General features: G+C 45.5%; 35 protein-coding genes. All 35 read left to right on the top strand.

Features of this window, described 5'->3' with window-relative positions; translation table 11 throughout:
• The first annotated feature begins 3 nt into the window (after positions 1 to 3).
• The 35 genes from HMPREF1222_RS09660 to HMPREF1222_RS09820 all read left to right on the top strand — a co-directional run bounded on the left by HMPREF1222_RS09660 (position 4) and on the right by HMPREF1222_RS09820 (position 22252).
• Positions 4 to 693, top strand: a complete 690-nt coding sequence (locus HMPREF1222_RS09660) for an ERF family protein (RefSeq protein WP_016519239.1) — start codon at positions 4 to 6, stop codon at positions 691 to 693.
• A 12-nt stretch (positions 694 to 705) separates the two neighbouring features.
• The gene (locus HMPREF1222_RS09665) at positions 706 to 1137 is read left to right on the top strand and encodes a hypothetical protein (protein ID WP_016519240.1); all 432 of its coding nucleotides are present in this window, start codon (positions 706 to 708) and stop codon (positions 1135 to 1137) included.
• A gap of 3 nt (positions 1138 to 1140) precedes the next feature.
• Positions 1141 to 1443 (top strand): hypothetical protein, encoded by a 303-nt coding sequence (locus HMPREF1222_RS09670; protein WP_016519241.1) that lies wholly within the window; start codon positions 1141 to 1143, stop codon positions 1441 to 1443.
• A 13-nt stretch (positions 1444 to 1456) separates the two neighbouring features.
• On the top strand, positions 1457 to 1837 hold the full coding sequence (locus HMPREF1222_RS09675; protein ID WP_016519242.1) for a hypothetical protein: 381 nt from the start codon (positions 1457 to 1459) through the stop codon (positions 1835 to 1837).
• Positions 1838 to 1999: 162 nt separating this feature from the next.
• Entirely contained in the window at positions 2000 to 2332 is a 333-nt protein-coding gene (locus tag HMPREF1222_RS09680) for a hypothetical protein (RefSeq protein WP_016519243.1), read from the top strand.
• 4 nt (positions 2333 to 2336) lie between these two features.
• Positions 2337 to 3077: a hypothetical protein gene (locus HMPREF1222_RS09685; RefSeq protein WP_016519244.1), complete on the top strand. Its 741-nt coding sequence runs from the start codon at positions 2337 to 2339 to the stop codon at positions 3075 to 3077.
• A gap of 62 nt (positions 3078 to 3139) precedes the next feature.
• Complete coding sequence (locus HMPREF1222_RS09690; protein ID WP_016519245.1) at positions 3140 to 5653, top strand: DNA methyltransferase; 2514 nt, start codon at positions 3140 to 3142, stop codon at positions 5651 to 5653.
• A 12-nt stretch (positions 5654 to 5665) separates the two neighbouring features.
• Positions 5666 to 6580, top strand: coding sequence for a DUF6291 domain-containing protein (locus HMPREF1222_RS09695; protein WP_016519246.1), 915 nt, complete (start codon positions 5666 to 5668; stop codon positions 6578 to 6580).
• A 15-nt stretch (positions 6581 to 6595) separates the two neighbouring features.
• Entirely contained in the window at positions 6596 to 7354 is a 759-nt protein-coding gene (locus tag HMPREF1222_RS09700) for an ATP-binding protein (protein WP_016519247.1), read from the top strand.
• 21 nt (positions 7355 to 7375) lie between these two features.
• Positions 7376 to 7705 carry a hypothetical protein gene (locus tag HMPREF1222_RS09705; protein ID WP_016519248.1) on the top strand — a complete coding sequence of 110 codons (330 nt, stop codon included), beginning with the start codon at positions 7376 to 7378 and terminating at the stop codon, positions 7703 to 7705.
• Entirely contained in the window at positions 7702 to 7986 is a 285-nt protein-coding gene (locus HMPREF1222_RS09710) for a hypothetical protein (RefSeq protein ID WP_016519249.1), read from the top strand. Before HMPREF1222_RS09705 ends, HMPREF1222_RS09710 begins: the two co-directional genes overlap by 4 nt.
• Before the next feature lie 221 nt (positions 7987 to 8207).
• Complete coding sequence (locus tag HMPREF1222_RS09715; protein ID WP_016519251.1) at positions 8208 to 8513, top strand: hypothetical protein; 306 nt, start codon at positions 8208 to 8210, stop codon at positions 8511 to 8513.
• A 3-nt stretch (positions 8514 to 8516) separates the two neighbouring features.
• Complete coding sequence (locus HMPREF1222_RS09720) at positions 8517 to 8990, top strand: hypothetical protein (protein WP_016519252.1); 474 nt, start codon at positions 8517 to 8519, stop codon at positions 8988 to 8990.
• A gap of 5 nt (positions 8991 to 8995) precedes the next feature.
• Positions 8996 to 9184 carry a hypothetical protein gene (locus HMPREF1222_RS09725; RefSeq protein ID WP_016519253.1) on the top strand — a complete coding sequence of 63 codons (189 nt, stop codon included), beginning with the start codon at positions 8996 to 8998 and terminating at the stop codon, positions 9182 to 9184.
• Between the two features lie 245 nt (positions 9185 to 9429).
• Entirely contained in the window at positions 9430 to 9786 is a 357-nt protein-coding gene (locus tag HMPREF1222_RS09730) for a hypothetical protein (protein ID WP_016519254.1), read from the top strand.
• Positions 9770 to 11074 (top strand): PBSX family phage terminase large subunit, encoded by a 1305-nt coding sequence (locus HMPREF1222_RS09735; RefSeq protein WP_016519255.1) that lies wholly within the window; start codon positions 9770 to 9772, stop codon positions 11072 to 11074. The genes HMPREF1222_RS09730 and HMPREF1222_RS09735 overlap by 17 nt, the downstream gene beginning before the upstream one ends.
• Positions 11075 to 11128: 54 nt before the next feature.
• On the top strand, positions 11129 to 12487 hold the full coding sequence (locus HMPREF1222_RS09740) for a hypothetical protein (protein ID WP_016519256.1): 1359 nt from the start codon (positions 11129 to 11131) through the stop codon (positions 12485 to 12487).
• 13 nt (positions 12488 to 12500) lie between these two features.
• Positions 12501 to 14477, top strand: coding sequence for a phage minor capsid protein (locus HMPREF1222_RS09745; protein WP_016519257.1), 1977 nt, complete (start codon positions 12501 to 12503; stop codon positions 14475 to 14477).
• Positions 14474 to 14683, top strand: coding sequence for a hypothetical protein (locus tag HMPREF1222_RS09750; RefSeq protein ID WP_016519258.1), 210 nt, complete (start codon positions 14474 to 14476; stop codon positions 14681 to 14683). Before HMPREF1222_RS09745 ends, HMPREF1222_RS09750 begins: the two co-directional genes overlap by 4 nt.
• Before the next feature lie 106 nt (positions 14684 to 14789).
• The gene (locus tag HMPREF1222_RS12820; protein WP_016519259.1) at positions 14790 to 14954 is read left to right on the top strand and encodes a hypothetical protein; all 165 of its coding nucleotides are present in this window, start codon (positions 14790 to 14792) and stop codon (positions 14952 to 14954) included.
• Entirely contained in the window at positions 14951 to 15319 is a 369-nt protein-coding gene (locus HMPREF1222_RS09755; protein ID WP_016519260.1) for a hypothetical protein, read from the top strand. Before HMPREF1222_RS12820 ends, HMPREF1222_RS09755 begins: the two co-directional genes overlap by 4 nt.
• Positions 15320 to 15323: 4 nt before the next feature.
• Complete coding sequence (locus HMPREF1222_RS09760; RefSeq protein ID WP_016519261.1) at positions 15324 to 15629, top strand: hypothetical protein; 306 nt, start codon at positions 15324 to 15326, stop codon at positions 15627 to 15629.
• A gap of 12 nt (positions 15630 to 15641) precedes the next feature.
• Positions 15642 to 16253 (top strand): hypothetical protein, encoded by a 612-nt coding sequence (locus tag HMPREF1222_RS09765; RefSeq protein WP_016519262.1) that lies wholly within the window; start codon positions 15642 to 15644, stop codon positions 16251 to 16253.
• A 16-nt stretch (positions 16254 to 16269) separates the two neighbouring features.
• Positions 16270 to 16806 carry a hypothetical protein gene (locus HMPREF1222_RS09770; protein ID WP_016519263.1) on the top strand — a complete coding sequence of 179 codons (537 nt, stop codon included), beginning with the start codon at positions 16270 to 16272 and terminating at the stop codon, positions 16804 to 16806.
• A 5-nt stretch (positions 16807 to 16811) separates the two neighbouring features.
• Positions 16812 to 17486, top strand: coding sequence for a hypothetical protein (locus HMPREF1222_RS09775; RefSeq protein ID WP_016519264.1), 675 nt, complete (start codon positions 16812 to 16814; stop codon positions 17484 to 17486).
• A 23-nt stretch (positions 17487 to 17509) separates the two neighbouring features.
• Positions 17510 to 17959: a M15 family metallopeptidase gene (locus tag HMPREF1222_RS09780; RefSeq protein ID WP_016519265.1), complete on the top strand. Its 450-nt coding sequence runs from the start codon at positions 17510 to 17512 to the stop codon at positions 17957 to 17959.
• Between the two features lie 10 nt (positions 17960 to 17969).
• Positions 17970 to 18341, top strand: coding sequence for a hypothetical protein (locus tag HMPREF1222_RS09785; protein ID WP_016519266.1), 372 nt, complete (start codon positions 17970 to 17972; stop codon positions 18339 to 18341).
• A gap of 255 nt (positions 18342 to 18596) precedes the next feature.
• Positions 18597 to 19151, top strand: a complete 555-nt coding sequence (locus tag HMPREF1222_RS09790; protein ID WP_016519267.1) for a phage scaffolding protein — start codon at positions 18597 to 18599, stop codon at positions 19149 to 19151.
• A 20-nt stretch (positions 19152 to 19171) separates the two neighbouring features.
• Positions 19172 to 20041: a hypothetical protein gene (locus HMPREF1222_RS09795; protein ID WP_016519268.1), complete on the top strand. Its 870-nt coding sequence runs from the start codon at positions 19172 to 19174 to the stop codon at positions 20039 to 20041.
• A 70-nt stretch (positions 20042 to 20111) separates the two neighbouring features.
• A complete protein-coding gene (locus tag HMPREF1222_RS12825) occupies positions 20112 to 20282 on the top strand; it encodes a hypothetical protein (protein ID WP_016519269.1) in 171 nt (56 codons plus the stop codon).
• 7 nt (positions 20283 to 20289) lie between these two features.
• Entirely contained in the window at positions 20290 to 20628 is a 339-nt protein-coding gene (locus HMPREF1222_RS09800) for a hypothetical protein (RefSeq protein ID WP_016519270.1), read from the top strand.
• Positions 20629 to 20639: 11 nt separating this feature from the next.
• Complete coding sequence (locus HMPREF1222_RS09805) at positions 20640 to 20975, top strand: putative minor capsid protein (protein WP_016519271.1); 336 nt, start codon at positions 20640 to 20642, stop codon at positions 20973 to 20975.
• On the top strand, positions 20972 to 21337 hold the full coding sequence (locus HMPREF1222_RS09810) for a minor capsid protein (protein WP_016519272.1): 366 nt from the start codon (positions 20972 to 20974) through the stop codon (positions 21335 to 21337). Before HMPREF1222_RS09805 ends, HMPREF1222_RS09810 begins: the two co-directional genes overlap by 4 nt.
• Positions 21315 to 21704, top strand: coding sequence for a phage tail terminator protein (locus HMPREF1222_RS09815; protein ID WP_016519273.1), 390 nt, complete (start codon positions 21315 to 21317; stop codon positions 21702 to 21704). The genes HMPREF1222_RS09810 and HMPREF1222_RS09815 overlap by 23 nt, the downstream gene beginning before the upstream one ends.
• Positions 21705 to 21730: 26 nt before the next feature.
• The gene (locus HMPREF1222_RS09820) at positions 21731 to 22252 is read left to right on the top strand and encodes a hypothetical protein (protein WP_016519274.1); all 522 of its coding nucleotides are present in this window, start codon (positions 21731 to 21733) and stop codon (positions 22250 to 22252) included.
• The last annotated feature ends 2 nt before the right edge of the window (positions 22253 to 22254 follow it).

Raw genomic sequence — 22254 nt, forward strand, 5'->3', positions numbered from 1 at the left:
AAAATGATACAAAGCGAAAATATAACTGAATTGCTGGTCGCTCTTGTGGCGGTACAAAGCGAGCTGCCGACAATGCCTAAAAACACGCCCGCGTATGGCTATAAATATGCGGATTTAGACACTATTACGCAAACGATAAAACCGATCTTGTATAAACACGGAATCGCTTATTTACAAAGTATCAGCGGATCATCGCAGGATCAAATGACGTTGACCACGCGCGTTTTTAACACAAAAGGGCAGTACATCGAGGACACTGCCGCACTACCTGTAATCACAAGCACAAAAAATAACGCAGCCCAAACGTTGGGGATGAGCATAACGTATATGCGCCGGTATGCACTGTGTGCAATGCTCGGTATCACCAGCGATGAGGACGTGGATGCAAACGCCGAGGGAAAATCGCAACCGCAAAAACAGACGCCTAAGCAAAGCACACCGCAAAAGCCGCAAGCCGCGCCGCAAGGATTTACGCCGAAAGGCGGAGAGGCGACACCGGATGAGCGGAAACAGCTTGATGAAATGTTCCGTTACAAACACCCGAACGGACAGCCTGTTTTTACACGCAGTGATATACAGGCGTTCAGTGCTATGCGGAAAGATAAAACAGCAAGCGAGCTAATAGCTATTGTCTATGACGAGATGGTAGAACGCTGCAAGAACGATGAGCCGCCGCAGGAAGACCTGTACTAAGGAACGGAAGGAGTGAAAAGTATCACGGTAACGCTCAAAAGAGTTTTTAATAAAGGGCATCTCTGCTTTGAGCTTCCCAACAACCTCGTAGATAAAGAAGGGATAAAACAAATCCTTTCTTATTGCCGCGATAAGAAAAACGATTATATCAGCGTTACCCTGACGCCTCCGCGCCGACCGCGCAGTACAGGAGATCGCTCGCAAAATCACCATTTAAACGGGCATATCATGCAGATATGCGCCGAAACAGGGAATGACTACGAGACGGTAAAAGCAGCGGTTAAAATGATAGCCTGCGAAAGTTTCGGCTATCCGTATACCGAGTTTCACGGGGTAATCGTTCCGCAAGGTGAATCGAAAGCGAGTACAGAGGAATGCGCGTACTTGATAGAAGCGTCGCATTTATTAGCAGCTGATTTAGGCATTATCCTAAAAGAGGAATAGCAGATGACAGAGCAGCAAGAAAAACAGCGCCGCTATGCACTGGCAAAAAGCGGCGGGGTATGTGAAGTCTGCGGGCAGCGTCCTTTGTGTGGAGCGTTGCAAGGGGCGCACCGGATTGGCAACACAAAATCAAACCGTGCGAAGTACGGCGATTTTATTATCGACCATATTTTAAATATCGGCATGACGTGTAGTCTGCGGTGCAACGATGCGCTTGACATTAGCCGAAACGAAGGCGCTTGTATTGCGCTTTGTAAAGCGATTTACGAGCGGGAGGCGCTCAAATATCAAACGGGTAGACAGTAGGCAGCTTTCGTTATTGTTCGATATCCCGTACTACAGCGAAGCGCAAACAGACAATCAAAGATTTATGAATATGCAAAAACGCTACATCATAGATAACGATACAAAAGCGCTCGCCGATATGTACCGGCTCGGTGTGAGAGTTGCGCTTAAAATGATTAACAAGTTCGCTGGATCGAATCGGCACCTTCAAAGCCTTGCGCGGATGGAGCGGAACGAGAAAGCGCATAGCGCCTCAAGCTACATTATCGAACAATACTTAAAGCGTCCTACGTTCTACATAAAAAAAAGCTATACGGCATACCTTTATAAACGGGTGCAGTACGAACTTTTTTATCATCGGAAAATCGACGCAGCGATTATCTACTGCGATATGACAAACGCGCTTTATTCATAGCGAGGATGAATGTATGACACAGGCTTATTTAATTGCATATCGTGATAATGCGATACGCTGCATTCTTCGTTCGTAATGAAGAATGCAGAAGGATTTAACGACTCCGTAAGCGGGTTATAAAACAAATAGTACACGCCGGATGAGACGGCGAGGAGGTGTGTTATGGAAAAGGTCGCATTGCAAACACTTAACGGCGGTGCGGTGATCGACTTGTTCAATGCAGAGTATGAAAAACTACTTGCAAACGTGAACGATGAGAATACCAAGCCGGAAGCAGCGCGAAGTATCAAAATTGAGTTGAAAGTAAAACCGGAAAAGACGCGGCGAGTAGCAACCGTACATATATCGGTTACGTCTAGTCTCGCTCCGATTAAACCGGCGGAAACGGTCATCTTCTTTGATACCGACAATGGGGAGCTTGCCGCTTTTGAAGATGATCCGAAGCAGCAATCGCTCGATTTTAAAGCTGGCACAGTAGCTGCCATAGGAGGTTAAACGTATGGATTTTGGAAAAGAAGCAATCGAAAAGATTGAACAGCTGGTAAAAGACAGCTATGCCGTACAGGTGGATGGTAAAACATACAGTGCGCAGGATTTAGAACCTGTACTGTATGAGCCTAAGGCGGCTGCTATCAATGTTTCAACACTTACAGGGTTTGTTGATTTTATCGAGAGGAATATTGATGATCTCGATTTTGAAAATTATTACACTGCTGTTGTTGACGATCCTGAAAAAGTTATGTTGTGCTCTGCTCTTTCGGGAGAAAAGAGGGCTCGAGAGGTGCTTGTAAACGCGAGGCTTGATAGTTACATGCAGACTTTCCCGTTTGGACAGTTTATGCCGCAAGAAGAATTTATCATCAGGTTGCATTCACTGTTTGAAAGAAAAGCGGGCGATGACTTTGATTACGTTGCGCTGATGGTTTCAAAAATAGTGCAAGCTGACACTGCCGATACGGATGATGACGGTATTACGCAACACGTAACCGTCAAAAGAGGCATAAGCGGTGCATTAAAAGAGAAGGGAGAGATAAAGCCGATCGTCCGCCTTTCCCCGTACCGGACATTCAGAGAGATTGCGCAGCCTGAAAGTCAATTTTTATTGCGCATCAGAACGGATGATGAAGGATCGGTACAAGCTGCGTTATTCGAGGCTGATGGCGGAGCATGGCGTAATGAAGCGCGTTTACAGATTGCCGCATATTTGAAAGAACATATCAAAGTATCGGTGATTGCTTAACACCTTTACTCCCCGCTGCTTTTATATCGGCGAGGAGTATCGCCTCAAAAGGATATTGAAGCATGACATACGAAGAATTTTTGAAAGAGAAAATCGCAATCGCATCATCAAGCGGTTTTTCTGTAGCTGAAAATGACATACATCCTATTTTAAAGCCTCATCAAAAAGATGCCGTAAAGTGGGCAATCGCCGGAGGCTGCCGTGCAATATTTGCAAGTTTCGGATTAGGTAAAACGGTTATACAACTTGAGATACTCCGTTTAATTTTAGCAAAAGAAGGTGGCAAGGCGTTGATTGTAACACCTTTGAATATCGTTGACGAATTTTATCACGATGCGCAAATGCTTCTTGATAATCTTCCTATACGGTATATTAAAACGCAAGAAGATATAGCGGCGGCAAGTGAAGCAATTCTTATTACAAACTACGAGCGGGTGCGGGATGGGAATATCAATCTTGATTCGTTCACAGCGTGTAGTTTAGACGAAGCGTCTGTACTGCGCTCTTACGGCTCTAAAACGTATCAAGAGTTTTTACCGAAGTTTAAAAATATACGCTATAAGTTTGTTGCAACAGCGACGCCCTCTCCGAATAAATATAAAGAGCTTATCCATTATGCGGGTTTTTTAGGCGTGATGGATAACGGTCAAGCACTTACCCGTTTTTTTAAACGGGACAGCACGAAATCTAATAACTTGACGCTTTACCCGCATAAAGAAAAAGAATTTTGGATATGGGTTTCTACGTGGGCGCTTTTTATTACAAAACCCTCCGATGTTAATCCTTCTTATTCCGATAGCGGGTATGATTTACCGGCGTTAAACGTTATCTATCATAAGGTGTCGGTTGATAATGCAACGGCCGGATGTGAAGATGACGGGCAAGTAAAAATGTTTCGAGATGCCGCGCTCGGTTTAAAAGAAGCATCGAAAGAAAAGAGAGACAGTATCAGCGATCGAGTAGCGCAAACACTTCAGATAGTGCAGGCCGCCCCTGACGATCATTTTATCCTCTGGCATAATTTAGAAGCAGAGAGGTGCGCTCTTCAAAAAGCCTTCCCTGATGCAGGCTTTGTTTATGGCAGTCAAGACCTTGAAAAGAACGTCGAAATTACGAGGGCTTTTAAAAGTGGCAAATTACAATATCTTGCGACCAAGCCTGATATATCGGCGCAAGGCGGCAATATGCAATATCATTGCCATAAATGTATTTTTGTCGGTATTGATTATAAGTTCAATGATTTTATTCAAGCGGTACACCGCATCTATCGGTTTCAACAGTCATACCCCGTTGAAGTACATATTATCTACACCGAAAGTGAACAAGCGGTATTAAAGGCTTTAGAGGAAAAATGGGAGCAGCATAAACATCTTGTATTCCAGATGACAGAGATTGTCCGTAAATACGGATTATCTTCAATAACGCTTGCAGAAAAGCTCGCCCGTACGATCGGTGTTGAAAGAAAGGTAATTGAAGGAAAGCACTTTAAAGCGGTTTTAAACGATAATTGTATCGAGCTTCCTACAATGGCAGATAACACGGTTGACCTTATCGTTACCTCAATCCCCTTCAGCAATCACTACGAATATACGCCGACCTATAATGATTTCGGACACAACGAAAATAACGAGAAATTCTTTCAACAGATGGATTTTCTCACCCCGCACCTCTTGCGGGTATTAAAACCCGGGCGGCTTGCCTGTATCCATGTCAAAGACCGTATCTTGTTCGGTAATGCGACCGGAGACGGAATGCCGACAGTAGATCCTTTTAGCGACATGACAGTATTCCATTTTTTAAAGCATGGGTTTCGCTATATGGGGCGCATTATTATCACCACCGATGTCGTACGGGAAAACAATCAAACCTATCGGCTCGGATGGACTGAACAATGCAAAGACGGTTCAAAAATGGGTGTAGGATGCCCTGAATACATTCTGCTTTTCCGAAAGCTCCCAACCGATACGACGAAAGCATACGCAGATACGCCGGTACAAAAGACGAAAGAAGCATACAGCCGCGGCCGCTGGCAAATTGATGCGCACGCATATTGGCGATCAAGCGGGGACAGATTAGTAACACTCGAAGAGTTAAAAGAATGTCCGGTATCCGATATGCAAAAGCTCTACCGGCACTATTCAAAAGAGCATGTTTACAATTATGCCGAACATGTCCGGCTCGCAGAAGAACTAGACGAAGCACGGAAGCTACCGGCTTCATTTTCTGCTATTAGCAACGCTTCTCCAAGCGAGTATGTATGGGATGATGTCAATCGTATGTATACACTCAATAGCGAGCAGTCTCGAAAAGCGCTTAATATGCACATTTGCCCGCTGCAAATCGATGTCGTTGAACGCCTTATTGAGCGGTATTCAAATTCAGGCGAGGTTGTCTACGATCCGTTTGCGGGGCTTTTTACCGTGCCGTATATTGCCGTAAAAAAAGGCCGCTATGGTATTGGGCATGAGTTAAACGAGATTTCATTTAATGATGGCGTTGCGTATTTGAAAGAAGCTGATATTGAAAAGACAGTGCCAACGCTTTTTGATTTAGATGATTTTAAAATTGCAAAATAACGGAGCTTCAATATGGCGAAAAGTTTTATCTTTTATGAAACCTTTGCAAAACAATTAAAACTATTAGACAAAGAATTGCGCTATAGGTTTTATGAAGCGATTATTGAATACGGGCTTTACGGTACGGAACCTGATTTTACAGGGCTTGAGGCGTGCGCATGGCTTCCAATACAAGAAGCGATAGACAATGCCAAAGCCCGCCGCATAAAAAATACCGAAGACGGGAAAAGAGGCGGGCGCCCTGAAATACCGCAAGAAATACAACAGGCAGTCTGTGAAGATTTACAAGCAGGGATGACACAAAAAGAGATTGCAGCAAAATACGATATAGCGCAGTCAAGCATATCGTATATCAAAAAAGAAGTTTTTGATAAAGAATATCAAAAACCCTCTGTAAATATCGAAAACCCTATACAAATATCAAAAACCCCTTTTGAATATCAAAAACCCAACGCAAATATCGAAAACCTTGATGTAGATGTAGATGTTAATGATAATGTTAATGTTGATGAAATAGTATCCCCGCCGGAAGAACCGGACGGGGATGTAAACCCTTCGCCTGTTAAAAACACACACACAATTCCGGAACAAGCGGAGCGTTTAGCGCACCTTCTCTATGACCTCCACCGGCAGTCAGACCCTCATTTCACTACCAGTCAAAAGCATATTGAGCAATGGGCGAAAGACATAGAAAAGCTGAGCCGCATTGATAAACGCAGCTATGAAGACGTTGAGAGAGTAATCCGCTGGGCAAAAACGGCGGATAATTTCTGGTGTCCAAATATCATATCGGGCGCAAAATTGCGAGAAAAATATCCGCGGGTATTTTTACAAATGCAGCAGCAATACGCCCGCTCCCCGCCGGAAGGAAAAAATAAGCGGTTTGACTACAACGTAACCGGCTCTCAAGAAGAGATGCCGTTTTAAGCTCAAGGAGAAATTATGCGTACATGTGAAATAAAGCAAGCAAAAAACTATACTCCGCTCTTTCACGGCAAAGAGGGAGTCTTTCACTGCGAAAAGCACGGGGATGTGAAGGTAATGCACCTAGACGGGGAGACCAAGCCGCCTGAATGCCCTATGTGTATGCAAGAGCGAGAAGAGCAAGAAAAGCGGGAAAAAAGTGAAGCGCTCCGATCGCAAAAGCTCACAGCAATGGGGATCCGCGACAAATATTTAAATGCAAGTTTTATAAACTACATTCCTCAAAATGAAACAGCAGCGCAATATCTTCACGATCTTTATGAGCTTGCCAAAAATCCGCGCGATACGTTCGTATTGCTCTATGGGAAAAGCGGCACGGGCAAAACCCACCTTGCAAGTGTAGCGGTAATACTCAACAAGGGAGTATATACAACATGGGAATTTTTAGACATGGAAATTCGGTCAACGTTTAATAGTTTCGCAGCAAAGAAAACAGAATACGAGCTTATTACTCATTATTGTACCATTCCGTTTCTTGTTATCGACGAAATCGAGAAAGGCAAGAATGAAGATGCAAAGATGCGCTGTTTATCGCTTATTTGCCGTGAACGGCATGAGCGCAACCGCCCGCTGTGGCTTGCCGGAAACTGTAATTACGAATGGGTAAAAACAGTGCTTGACAGTTCAGTGCTCGACCGGCTGAAACAAAAGGGAAAATCGTTCAATTTCTTCTGGGAAAGCTACCGCCCGAAGCTGCGGGAAGCGGAAGCGAATTAGAGAGGATGAGGTAAAGGAAAAATGATGAAAGAGCTATTATTTGATGTGAGGCGTGCGGCTGCCGGTGAGTATGAACAGGTAAACAAGCAGCACCTATTGTTCCATTCGTTGCATGAAGTGTATGGGATTTTAGCGGAAGAAATAACCGAAGCAAAAGAAGCTTTTGCAGAAACTGAAAGAATGTTTGATAGATTTTTTATGTGCATGCGAAAAGATAATTATAGTTCCGCAAATGAAAATCTTGAATACATCAAAGAAAATGCGCTCAATTGTGCTGCTGAAATGATACAAGTTGCAGTGATGGCACAAAAATCGATTGATAGTAATGCTGTGAAGGAGAAAATAAAATGACCATCGAAGAAATGAAAGCAAAAGGCTATAAGCGGTACACGGCGTATATCGAAAAACTGATAGTTACTAACGCTGTAGAGGTGTGGGCAAGAGATTGGGACGATGCTCGTGCTATGTTAGAAGAGGCAGCAAAAGCATTACCGTTTTCAGCTTTTGAAAACGAGGAATTACCTGATATTCAGCAGCTTGAGCATAGTGCAGAATCACCGTACCCCATCGCCGCTGCACAATCAACGGTTACGGATTGTAACGAAGATTTTTACAAAAGCGAGGAGAAATAAATCATGGAGATTAAAATAAAAATAGAAGGGAAAAGAGTTATTTGTGATGTGTCTGACAAGGAATGTGTAAGGCGTCCCTGTTTTGCTCCGCACCGCTATACCCATTACGGTCGCAGTATTGCCGGTGAAGATTGTAGCTATCAAGACAAAAATTATTCTTGCAGTACGAGAAATTATCACGGATGTCCTGACAAAGCGCTTTAAAGAGGGAGGAAGGAAAAATGGTAAGCAAACAAAAATACAATGAAATTTTTAAGCTAAAAGATATGCTTGAAAAAGCAAAGATACCTTTTGATTTTAGCGAACTGCGCGGCGGTTTTCATATCGTATATCCATGCTTTAATAGTGCGGCCTGCTCTGTCATTGAGCATGACCTTAGCTATGGAAGCCGGAAGGATTTACTTGAAATACGAGGTCTTATGACTGAAAAGGAAAGACTTGACACAGACGATGATGTGCTTGGGTTTTTAACTGCGCAAGATGTATTTAACCGTATTGAAAAGCACTATAAAAATGAGGAGGCATAAATCATGGTATTTGACAAATCGAGAGTATACACCGCGCTTAATGCGGATGAGTTACCGATTGGGAGTAGGTGTGTTTTTGCTGATACGATACATGACCTACGCAAGAAGGTGGAAAGCGATAGTGTGCAACGACATGTGTATGTGCTTAGAGCAGTCCGCGACGGCTGTGAAAAAGAACGGTTTGAAGAAGATGTTAATACAACATTTCTTTTAGCCTACCTTATCGAACCGCCCGCCGAACCGAAGTACAAGCCGTTTGAAAGCGTTGATAAAGCGATGGAAGCAATTAAAGCACACGGCGGATGGGTAAAAGACAAAACAACTGACAATTTAAAGTTAATTACCAGTATAGGTAAAATCTCCGACAGCGTAGCCTCAATAGGTGTGGGCGGAAGCTATTATACTTTTACAACCTTTTTAGATAGGTATGTTTTTGCCGACGACGGCAGCCCCTGCGGGGAATTGGTGGAGGAGTAAACAAAATGAAGTTGGTTTTTAACTGGCAAGAGTGTGATCCGGGAGAGGCTGCATTTGGCGTTGAAGCTGCTCATTTAACGTATGAAGCAGAAATACCGGAAAGCTTTATCCCGAAACAAGTTTTAATGGCAATCAAACAGGGATTTAAACCGCGTGTGTTGCTGGTGAATGAGGGGACATTGTCTCAGGAATGACCTATCTATCTGTCTGCTCCGGTATTGAAGCGGTAAGCGTTGCATGGGGTGGAACCTTACAATCGGTAACAGTATGGCAGTCCCTGTCATGCGTTGGATTGGGGAAATGATTAAGGGGATAAATGAACAAATAAATCTAAAAACATCCTAAAAAATCGCCTTGAGCATGACTATAAGGGTATGGCATACAATGTTTTATCCGCTCAAAAAGTATTTCATAAATCCGAAATTCCGAAGGGGTAGGCATGGGCGGCAGAAAGAAAAAGCACTACAAAAAAGGCGAGATACTTACTGCTGTCAAAGGTTCGGGCGGCATTGTTACAACCATCGCTGCAAAGCTCGGCTGTGATTGGCATACAGCAAAAGCGAATATAGACCGGCACGAAGAAACACGGGAGGCGTATAGAGATGAGCTTGAAACAGGGCTTGACCTCGTAGAGGGTAAGGCGTTTGAGCAAGCGCGAGGCGGAGATGGAGCAATGATCCGCTTTATTCTTGCAACCAAAGGACGAGCGCGAGGGTATGGAGACGCCCCTCCACCTGAAAGTATTGCTCCAGAAGATAACACGTTGAGGATAGAGATAGATGACAGTGCCGAGTAGCACCCTTTTTGCAAAAGCATACAATAGCGCATTTAAGGCAATTATGGCGCATAAAAAAGAGCGATACACGTTTACCGGCGGGCGGGCAAGCTGTAAATCATCGTTTATTTCAATCTGCATTGTCCTATTGATTGTTATGTTTCCAGACTATAACGCCCTTGTTATCCGAAAGACGGCTAATACCTTGCGCCGTTCCGTGTTTGAACAGATTGTCTGGGCAATTAGGCTTTTAGGTCTTGAGCGCCGTTTCCAGATATCGCGTAGTCAAACGGCTGCCTTGCCGATTATTTACAACCGCGGAGGCGGCATACAGCAGCGGATATTATTTGCAGGCTGCGATGATTCGGAGAAAATCAGATCACTGAAAACAGCATCGGGGTATTTTGCTATTTTGTGGGTAGAAGAAAAGACGGAATTTTCAGCAAATGAATTGCAGAATATCCGTATATCAGCATTACGCGGCGGGGATACATTTTATATCTTTGAAAGCTATAACCCGCCGAGTGCTACACGACACTGGTGTAATATCGAAGCGCGCACACCCGATAGCAATCGCATGGTAATACACACCACCTATCTCGACATACCGGCGGCGTGGCTGGGAGAAGCAATCCTACACGATATAGCGCATACGAAAGAGACGAACGAGCGGGCATACCGGAATATCTACCTTGGAGAAGCAACCGGTACCGGCTTAAACGTCTTTGAAAATGTCAAACTACAACCGATTACGGACGATCAGATAAAGGCATTTGATTATGTCTATCGAGGTGTTGACTGGGGGTATTACCCCGATCCGTTCCAGTATGTAGCAGTCGCATACAAAAAAGCGACACTCTATGTTTTTGACGAGTTCAGACTTTACAAGCACGGAAACATAGAAGCGTTCGATGCCTTAAAAGACCACATGAATACACAGTATGACCGGTACCGGTACGACACTCGGCAAGAAGGCGAAAAAGACAGAATAGCAGTAGAACGCATTACCGCTGATAGTGCGGAGCCGAAAAGCATCGCAGACTTTCGGGCGTTTGGAGCGGATATGCGCGGGGCAATAAAGGGAGCGGGCAGCAGGGACGCCGGTTTTAAGTGGCTGCAGGGCTTAGACGCTATCATCATCGATCCGGTACGATGTCCGCACGCCGCCGATGAGTTTACCCTTTATGAGTACGAACTAGACAAGCGAAGCGGGGACGTAATGACAGGATACCCAGACGGGCAGCCCGACCACTGTATGGACGCGGTGCGGTATGCAATGGAAGCAGTGTACCGGCGGGCGGGGGCGTAAGATGACTATAGGGAGTAGAGACGCACAATGTTTGAAGCGATAAAAGGATTTTTTATGAACATACTGAACCTCTTTAAAAGTTACACCATCAAAGAAGTAACCGGTATCGATACGCATATTTCAAGCGTGATGTATGAGCGTATAAGGCTATGGGCTGACATGGCCGCGGGGCAGGCTCCATGGAACGAGAAAGCCCCGCCGTGCGGCGTACTTGACCAGATAGCGGGACGGCTTGCCATGATGGTATTGCGTGAGATTGCCATCGAAGTGCGAAGCGATGCTATCAAATCCGTATTGGAGCATTTAGACGCAAACATCGATAAAATCATCGAATATATTACGCTTTTAGGCGGCGCTCTGATACGCCCCATTTACAGTGCGGGCAAGCTCCAATATGAAGCACTGCCACTCGGAAACTACTTACCGACAAGCTATGATTTTGACGGCACCCTTACCGGCGCGCTGATATTCAAGCAGATTGTAGACGGCAAAAAGCTGTATTTATTGGTAGAGCAACACGCCTACAAAGATGGTGCGCATTCGGTTGAATGCACCTTATACCGTAACGACCTCGGAAGTATGCATAAGGTCAATTTAACCGATTGCCAGCAAACCGCCGACATAACGCCTTCCTATACATGGCAGCACGTCAAGCAGCCGATGATTATTGAGTTCCGCAATCATAGCACCAATAAGATTGACGGCTCAAACGTACCAGTTGCAATTATTGCCGGTTCTGAAAATCTGATACGGGATGCAGACGAACAGTACGAGCGGATGAATTGGGAGCAGGAAGGCGGAGAGCTTAGGGTATTTGCCGACCGCGATATGTTTGAAAAGCGGGTGATACGGGACGGCGGTACGGTTGGGGTGAAAATGACAGGCAGCCTTAACCGGCTTGTTACGATGATAGACGGGGACGGAAGCCCCGACGGCAAGAAGATTACCGAACATGCCCCCGACCTCCGCACTGCTTCACAGAATGAAATGTTTCAGCAGATACTCCGCCGCATTGAGCTTACCTGCAATATCGGCAAGGGGACGATTTCCGATATGGAAAGCGTTCAGCAGACAGCAACGCAGTATTCAGGCGGCAGGCAGGAACTCTACGCAATCATTGACCGCATAGAAGACGAAATAGAGGTAAAGTACCAGCAATGCGCCGATGTCTTTGCGTATATGGCAGCCGCATACGGCTTAGGCAGCAATGATAGCCATATTACCGTTACATGGAACGATGATGCGACACGCAAAGATATTGAGCGAGCAAAGATAACTAAAATCAACGAAATAAACGCCGGCATCTGCGATAAATGGGAGTATCGGCGGGACTTTTTTGGAGAAGATGAATTGACCGCTAAAGCGAATGTACCGATTGAACCGGTGCAGTCAAGCCCGTTTGATTTAGCGTAAAGGAAGACCTAGAATGCTCTCGCCCCGTTACCTTGCCGGTCTTTCGGACGACTTAATAGAAATTTACTCACAGCTTGAAATCGACATACTCCGCGATATGGCGCGGCGTCTTGCGCGGGTAGGTAAAATCACCGAGGCAACCAAATGGCAAGCGCAAGTATTGGCAGAGGCGGGCGGATTAAGGCAGGATATCGCGCGAATATTGCATAAATACGATAAGCGTATTGTTCAAGAGATACAGGAAATCTTTAACGACGCCCTGATAAAAAACGCTCGCGCAGACAATCGCATTTTTGCCGAAGCGACCGGCCGCACCATAAGCGATAACAACGCGCAAATGATGCTTGCGACAATGAAAAAAACGCATGAAGATTTATCACGTCTTACCCTTACCAGCGCCGAGGTAACAAATAAAACCTTTCTCAAACAGGCAAACAATGCGTATATGCAGGTAACAAGCGGCGCATTCGATTACGATACGGCAATGAAGATGGCAGCAAACGAGATCGCAAAGAGCGGCGTTACAACGATGATAACCTATACGAACAATGCCAAGCCCGTAAGACGCAGCCTTGAAAGCGCCGTTCGTATGAATATCCTAACCGGTGTTAATCAAACCGCTTCACAGCAAACGATGAATAACTGCGAGGCGCTCGACTGCGATTTAGTAGAGGTTACCGCGCATATAGGAGCGAGACCGGAGCATGAAGAGTGGCAAGGCAAGGTATACAGCGTAAGCGGCAAAAGCGAAAAATACCCACCGTTTAGTATATGCGGCTATGGAGAGGCGGACGGTATTTGCGGGGTCAACTGCCGACATTCTTTTTATCCGTATTTTGAAGGGATGGAAAAACACTACAGTCAAGACGATTTAGACGAAATGAGCAAGGAGATGGTAGACTACAACGGCAAAAGCTACAGCCGCTATGAAGGGGAACAGCAGTTACGGCATATTGAACGGACGATACGACACTACAAAAAAGAAGCCGCAACACAGGATGCAATGGGAGTTGATAACACCGCCGCCCGCTGTAAAATCGGCGAATGGCAGGCAAAGGCGCGAGACTTTACCGAGCAAACCGGTATCAGACGCGACCGTGCGAGAGAGTATATCGGAATGCCGAACGGAGATAAACAGCCGAAAGCGTTGAAACCGCAAGTAGTGCACGCATTTACACAATCGCAGCCGGTCAATCAAACGGTTGTACAAAAGATAGCTGATATGAACGCCAAAGCGGATACCTTCTATGTTGCAAGCAGCAGTTTAGATACCCTTGTTACAAAAGCGCAACACACGCAAACGATGACAACGTTGCAAAGAGCACAACTAGTAGAAGGAAAGGATTTAGCAGGAAAACTATTTGTTAAACGAGACCTCAAAGATATAAACGAGGTATTAAAAGCGCAAGGATTTGACGGCAAGCCAACCGTACTTAATAAAACCGAATTTTTAAAGGCAGTAAAAGATGACACCTTTATAGCGCAACGGACATACACCGCACCGAGCAAAGACAAACTCGATGAGTATATCAACATGTTGCGAAGCGGCGATTTTTATGTCGATTGTAGAACAGGCGGCAGAGCCCACGGGAAAGGAATGTATGCAGCAGCGGATTATACGAAAGGTAAAGACTTACGCCGTGTGATTGATGAGATGACACATTATCAAAATCTTGGTGCAATCCAGCGCGGCGAGCATTACACTATGACCGAAACATTGACAATAGATCCAAGCGCACGAATCATTGATGAAGCGAATGTCGTAAATGAATTTATTTACCGATACACGCAAGAGCTAAAGGCTCAAGGCTATTCAACAAGAGAAATAAACGATAAAATCATCAGTAACGGCTGGCGGGATCGTGATAAGGGCGTTCTTGCCTCGCTTATGGGATACGACGTAATACGTGCAGTCCCAAGCCCGTTCCGTGCTGATTACATGGTTATACTAAACCGTACAAAACTAATTTTATTAGGAGGCAGTGAATGAGTAAAGAAAATCATATAGGCATAAGATATTCAAAAGATGGTGATATTGAAACATACGACACACGGACGGGGAAAACAACCGGACATATCTCAACAATGGGAAATATGATAGAAGAAACGCAGGAAGATAGAGAGCGCTACGAAAGAGAATGGGAAGAGGCAATGAAAAAGCACGGCTATGTATACCACCGTCGACGGACAAAATAGCAAAGCTCAAAAACAACTTTAAATATTTATAACAAAAAAATACAACTTTCTTTCAAAAACCTGCATTTTTTGCAGGTTTTTTTCATTTCAGCCTGACTATAAGGGTATGAGAATAATCACAGATGAATTATACGCCGCACTTATTGCGCATTTTGTAAAAGACGAAAAGGTATCGCTTTTTCAAAAACTGCTCTTGAGTAAGCCGATGGAGCAAGATGCCGCGCCGTCTAGTAAAACACTTGAAAACGATGATACAGGGGGTGGCGAATGAAATACCGCAAGGGATTTCCGCGAGGAAATATAGGATCTAGTAGATATTCGGTAGACGAAGATATCAAGGGCGGGGAAGGCTTATTTTTAATGCTGCCAGATAGAATATCCGGTCTTACCGTTGTAGGACACTTCTGGAAAGGTAACGACGAGACACCGGGTACAGGAAGATTTAAGATTGAGGTAACAAATAATTGTCCGGAGCGGGTTGGCTCTGATGGTACCGGTGGCTTTTGGGACTATCCGGCTGAAGGTTTGGGAGAATTTGACAAAGATGACGGCATTACGATTATCAATCAAATTACTGGAGTACGCATAACATGTTTTGAAGCAGATGATCATTTGAATGTCTGTGTTACGGGGTAAGACTATGAGATACGGGCTTATTATGCCGGATGTGTTTCCTTTCGGCTTATTTATTAAACGCATCGAACAGACTAAAACAAGCGATGAATCCGGCGGAGAGAATATCTTCACGGTAGAACTTACCGATCACTCGCGGCATGAGTTCAAAGTGCAAAATGGAAAGACAGGAACGGGGGCAACCGTTGAAGCTGCCGGTTTATTCGGATTTTACATTGACGGAAACACGGGGGATTTAATGCTTTCTTATAGCGGAGATACGGCTCCGAATTTGACATTGAACGCAAACGGAGAATTGCTTTATACATTCTAGGAGAAATGAAAAATGGGAACAGTAAATCTAGGGCAAGTGGCAGCGCTAATAAAAAGCGTTGCGGTTGAGGTTTTGCATGGCGGAGCAGCGCCGACGGTAAGAAACGCCGGTACAAAAGCAAATGCAGAATTAGTTTTTGGAATACCGGATACAAGGAATATGATTATCAATATTCTAAAAAATGGCTATATCCAATGGCCGGGAATGAAAAGCCCGCTGGAAGATACAAGCCTTCATTTTGAAGGTTATAGTTGGTACGAAGTCAATTACCGAGGCAACTTCTTTAGAGCAAAGGGAGACAATGCGAAGACTTTTAGCTCGGTGAGGCTTAAAAAAGAACAGGTCAAGAATGGAATTTTTGCCTTTCAAGTGGATGAGCAGCAAGATGCTATAAGAAATATAACAGGAAGATTTGATACACAAGGAAACAGTGTATCAAATTCTGCGAGCGGAGCCTTTTATCCCATACGATACGGATATGTAGATGGGGGGTATTCAAGCGGATCCAACTACCTCAATGAAGTGGGATTGGATCTTTCTAAAATAGAAGGGTATCCCATTGCCGAAGAAAATCGTTCACGCAACTTAACTTTTATAGTTTGGGCATTGGTAAAGGATGAATAATAGGAGAGTAGAAGACATGGACTTTGCAGAGCGTTTAGAAATTAAAGATAATATTATTATAAACCACGTTATTGGCAAAAAGCCTAAGGCAGAAAAAGACGGGGTTATGTATTTTTATGGGAATAATATACAAGCCAATATTGGCGATGACATCCGTATGTACACGGACTTACAGGCAGGAACTAAAAAGCCGCTCACACAGTTGGTTGAAGAAGGGCTTGTCCCGGTGCCGGAAGGTAAAAAGCTCAATGAAGCCGGTACAGGCTTTGAAGATATGAGTGAAGCCGAAAAGGTTGCAGCCGGTCTTATTCAGCTAAAGCCTGATGAAAAAATCGAAGGTGCTTACATCGTCAGAAAGACTGAAAAAGAGTTGTACCAAGAAGGATTGCTCGGCAAGGAAGAATATAACGCTTACATTGACCGACAGCGAGAAGCCGCCTACCGGCAGGAAGCCGATCCGCTTGGTATGCAGGCAATGCGCGGAGACATAGATAAATCCGAATGGCTTGCAAAGATAGCAGAAATAAAACAGCGCTATCCAAAGGCGGAATAACACCTATGACAGTAGAAGCGTTGCCGCATAGCGAATTGATTATAGTCGGTGTTATCGTATTGGCCTTTATCCTGATGATGAAGAAGGGCGGGAAACTCTCTCTTTTTGGGCAGACGGTAGAGATACCAGTCGGTGGTAAAAAGCAAAAAATTGACACGATAGGGTTGATGTATTTGATGAAAGACGCCTGCGAGCGTATAGAGTTGCTTCGCAAGGAACGGGCAGAAGATATATTGCCGGACATATCGTATTTATTAACCGGCATCAGCCGCCTTTCCTGCTGTATGTATCGAGCAGAGGCAATCCTTAATAAGAGACTATACAAAAATGGGTTTGAAGATTTAACGACGGAAACGGTGAGCGGCTATATCGAACAGTTAAGCGATGAGCTTTACAGCCACTTACAGCGCGAACTACTCCACGCCGAACAATGTGCGGTTAATCCGCCCGAACCGATAGAGAAAAGCAAGACATACGCTATTGCGAAGGAGTTTACACGGCGGGCGGCGGCTATCTATCTCCGCGAGGTAAAAAGTAAGGCGATGATGTATGAGTCGTATCAGCCGCTTTTTGAAAAGCTGGGAGATACTATCCGTGTCGAGTTTTGCAAAGAGAAGAAAGAAAAGAAAATGAAGCAGGCAGAACAACTGCTTGAAGTGTTAGAAAAATTAAATACTTAAAAACCATTAGGGAGGTTCTAATAATGGGAGTTATACGGGATATTGACCGGCTCAAGCCGGAACTGGCGAAGCGGACACGGGCTTTTTTAGCAGAACTGAAAAAGCGCGGCATAGAGGTAATCGTTCTTGAAACAGATCGTACGGTCGATACGCAGGCGGCCTATTACGCGCAAGGGCGCAAGCCGCTTGAAGAGGTAAACGCCTTGCGTAAAAAAGCAGGGTTGTACCTTTTAACGGAAGCCGAGAATAAACGCATTGTAACAAAGACTACGCAGTCTCGGCATTTCGGCGGGAATGCCATTGATATTGCGCCGGTAAAAGACGGGCGCGTCTGGTGGAATGCACCGGAGCAGGTGTGGAAAGAAATCGGGGTTATCGGCGAAGAATGCGGGCTTGACTGGTGTGCCGGCGGATACGGACAGGTCTGGGGCAAGGGCTGGGATAACCCGCACTTTGAGCTTATGAAAGAATAGGGCGCGGTACATGAATGAAAAAAGATGGATTGTTTTTATTGTCAGTCTTTTGCTTCTTTCTCTTTCCGGCTGCTGCACAAGCGCTGGAATACGTGATAACGGGAACGGAGCTTACGCAGTTAGAGAAAATCTCGGAGACCTTGCAGATAAGCAAACAGAATCTGCAATCTCAAGCGAACGCCTTAACGGAGCGGTTGAAGGTGCAAGAGAGCAAAGCGAGCAGCTTAGCGGCGAGATTGCAGCAAGCAGAGCAGACAGCGAGAAACTTGAACGGTCAATTACAGACGGAACGGGAGACATTGAAGCGCTTGCGACAATCTTACAGCGCATACGAAAAAGAGGCAGCAAAACAGATAGCAGAGATGCAAACAGTGATAGATAAACAAAAAGATAAAATACACCGGCTCTCACTTACCGCTATAACACTTTTAACCGCTCTTTCTATGGCAATTGTTTTTATAGTCATAAAATTAAAAAGATTTTTTCCGTTTTTACCATAAAAACACACCGGAAGTATGACTATAAAGGTGTAATGCGCAAATGCTGACAGGCGCGTAATAAAAAAGATCAGCACTCACAATCGGCGGGCAACGCCGTAAAACAATGCGTAACGTGAAGAATGCAAAAGAGGAGATGTATGAAGCGAGAATTTTTAGAAGGGCTTAACCTTGAAACCGCCGTTATCGATCAGATTATGGCAGAGAACGGCAAGGACATAGAGCGCGAAAAACAAAAGACGCTCGCCGCTCAAGAAGAGGCCAAGGAAACTAAGGCGCAGCTTGAAAAAGCGAATAAAACGCTTGAAGGCTTTGCAGACCATGAGCAAATAAAGGCCGATGTCGAAAAATACAAAGCGGAAGCGGAAACGGCAAAAAAGGAAGCGGCGGCAAAGATCGCAAGCCTTGAGAGAACCGCGCAAGTAAAGGATTTTTTAAGCGACAAAAAGTTTGTCAACGATATTACCCGTGATGCTCTTGCCGCAAAGCTCACCGAACAGCTCGGCAGTGAAGAGGCAAAGGGTAAATCGCTTGATGATTTATTTGCCGCCCTTACCAAGGATCAAAAAAATATCCTTGCCGACGATACCGCTCCCGCACCACCGGTGCAGGGCAGCATGAAAGGCGGCTCGCACGCAGCCGATGAGCGGGCGGCAGCACGGGCGGTTATGGGTTTACCGCCTGAAAAAGACTAATACAAGGAGAATAAAAGAACATGGCAAATAACATTATCACCTTTAAAAAATACATCGATCAGCTTGACGATGTATACAAATATTCGTCTAAAACAGCTGTTTTAGAGACAAGCCCCGCACTGGTAACACAGGGGGCAAACGCCGGAGAGTTTGTCATTCCGAAGCTGGATATGGACGGACTCGGCGACTATAGCCGTAATGACGGGTATGTTTCCGGCGGTGTTGACCTTAAAAACGAAACGGTCAAATGCGACTTTGACCGCGGGCGGCGTTTTACCGTTGACGCAATGGATAACGAGGAAACGGCAGGGGTTGCATTCGGCCGCCTTGCCGCCGAGTTTATCCGTACCAAGGTTACCCCTGAACTCGATGCGTATCGGTTTGCAAAATACGCATTGAAAGCCGGAACAAAGAAAGCCGCCGCCCTTGCGGATGGCGTAGCTGTCATGCAAGCGATCACCGCGGCGATCGGTACGCTCGATGATGCGGAAGTGCCGGAGGAAGGGCGCTACCTTTTCCTTACCCCCGCACATTTCAACGCTATTCATTCGCTTGACACCACCAAGTCAAGAGAGCTTTTGGCGACGTTTGAAAGCCGCATTATCAAAGTTCCGCAAGCGCGGTTCTACACTGCTATTGACCAGCTGAACGGCAAGGGCAGCGGAGAGGAAAAAGGCGGGTATAAGAAAAATACCAGCGCGAAGGATGTCAACTTTATGATTATTCATAAAAGCGCTCTTATCCAGTTTTCAAAGCATGTCGTTGTAAGCATTTTCAGACCGGAAGAAAATCAACTTGCCGACGGTTGGGCGTTTAATTACCGCTCGTACGGTATTGCCGACGTGTACGAAAACAAGAAGAACGGTATCTACCTGCATACGGCAGCGTAATGAAAAAGAGGCGGGCGGTAGTCCGTCCGCTCATTCGCCCTATTAAAAGATTTAAAAGGAGGCAATAAGAATGCGTACAGTAGGATATATCCCGGAAGAGGGCGCGAAGCAGAAGGTAACGAAGCAGGGCGGAACACCGACACCGCCCGAACCGCCGGAGCCAAAAGACGACGGAACCGGAACACCGACACCGCCGGAACCGAAAGACGATCCCGTCAAAAAGGGCGGGAAAAAGGAATAAGCAATCAATGACTCCCTTTGACAAAGTAACCTACGATTTTTACTCTCACACATTAGGACGAGCGGTTATTCCAACCGAGGCGGATTTTAATACATACCGCCTTAAAAACGTTCTCTTTGTCAAAGGGTTGTATGACGATGGGCTTATCGCAGAGCGCGAGACGGACGGCATCGTAAAGGCTACCTGTATGATGATTGAAATAGATTATCAGGAAGGGGGCAACGACACCGTAACGACGAGCGAAAGCATTGGCGGCTATTCGTGGAGCGGCACAAAAAAGAGCCTTGAAGCGAAAAAGTACGAATGCCTGAAACTCTTTTGCCATATCACCGGCGGAGTGCGATAGGAGATAAGGCGATGATAGGCAGACACCTTTTAATCCATTCCTGCACCGTAAAAGAGGTAAGCGGGTTAAACCGCGACGGCGGCGCGAAGTATGGAGAAAACATCTTACTTGAACACGTGCGGATAGTACCTGCATACAGCGTACGGCGCGGAACTGTCGGTGAAGAAAAGGACGACAAATTACTTCTTTTTATCGACGGGGTAAACAGCGCCCCACGCGGGTTTATACCCAAAACCGACAGCGCGGTATTTTGGCAGGGGCAACAATACACCGTCCGTGCGGTAACTCCCTGCTACACCGCTGGCAGCGGTTCGCTGGTGCATCATTGGGAGCTGTCGCTTGTATGATTGTTGAATTTCTTGTGTGTAAAGTTGCCCAACATCTGGACAGTAAGCGGCTAGAAGATATCGTAAAACAAAAGATAGAAAGCGTACAGCCTTATCTTGACAGTATGGTATTGCAAGACAGTAATTATTTTTGCCCGTTGAAAGATAGCCACCTGCAAAAGTCATCTATCACCAATACAAAGATTGGAAGCGGGCTATTAATCTGGCAAACCCCATACGCGCGGGCGCAGTATTACGGGGAGAAATTCGACCATAGCAAGCAGCGCAACCCGAACGCGTGCGCGAAATGGTTCGAGGCGGCAAAGGCGCGATGGCATTCAAAATGGGTGAGGTTTGTTAATGAAATGCTTAAAAATAGCTGAACGAGTTAATCAGTGGGTTGAAAAAAAAGGACTTTTCCCTTTTATCGTCTATAACGACCTTATTCCTTACGCCGACAAAGACGGGGCAGCGCTCCGGCACGATCCAGCCCCCGCAGCACAGCAACGCTATATCGATGGCTCCCGCCTCGTAAAATGGAACCTTACCTACTATATCCGCTGTAAGGACTCCGAGAAAGCCCGCGAGTATGCGTATAACATTACCAGTGCTTTAGACGGAGTGGAGATAGAAGGGGAAGATGTAGACATTACCTGTGAAGCGCTCACCTTGCCGCAATTTATCGGCAAGGATGATAAAGACTTTACCACCTACAGCGCAGCGATTGCCTGTAGCTATCTGGAAGAATAATCCATAAAGAAAAGGAGATACATACTATGGGAAAAAAGAAACTCGTACATAAAACGAAAGTAGTTCCGTTTGTCAACGTAGGAACCGACAGCGCACCCGATTGGCGGCGTATTGAAAAATCAAAGACGTTTACGCTTTCGATGAATCCGCAGGTAAAGACCTACGATTATATTTCAAGTGAAATACCGGAAGAGGAGATCACCGGCTATCAGCCGAGCCTTGCGCAGAGTATCACAATGTTGAAAAACTCCGATGACTATGAAGAGTTTTTCGGTATGCTCTTTAAGTTGCCGACGGGTGAAAATGCACACCGCGATGTGATGGTCGCTTTTTACCAAGAAAAGGGAAAGAACGGCGGCGACGATGTGTACAAGGCATGGAAGGTTGACGCCTTGGTAAAAATCAGCCAGATGGATACGGTAGACGAATCGCTGAACTTTGACCTTTCGTTCAATAAAATCGTTATCGGCGCTCTTTCCTTTGCGAGCGGCAAGGCTGAATTTATTAAGGGAGAGTGGACTGGCGATACATTCACCCCTGCAACATAAGG

The sequence above is a fragment of the Treponema vincentii F0403 genome, from assembly GCF_000412995.1.
Lineage (GTDB): Bacteria > Spirochaetota > Spirochaetia > Treponematales > Treponemataceae > Treponema > Treponema vincentii.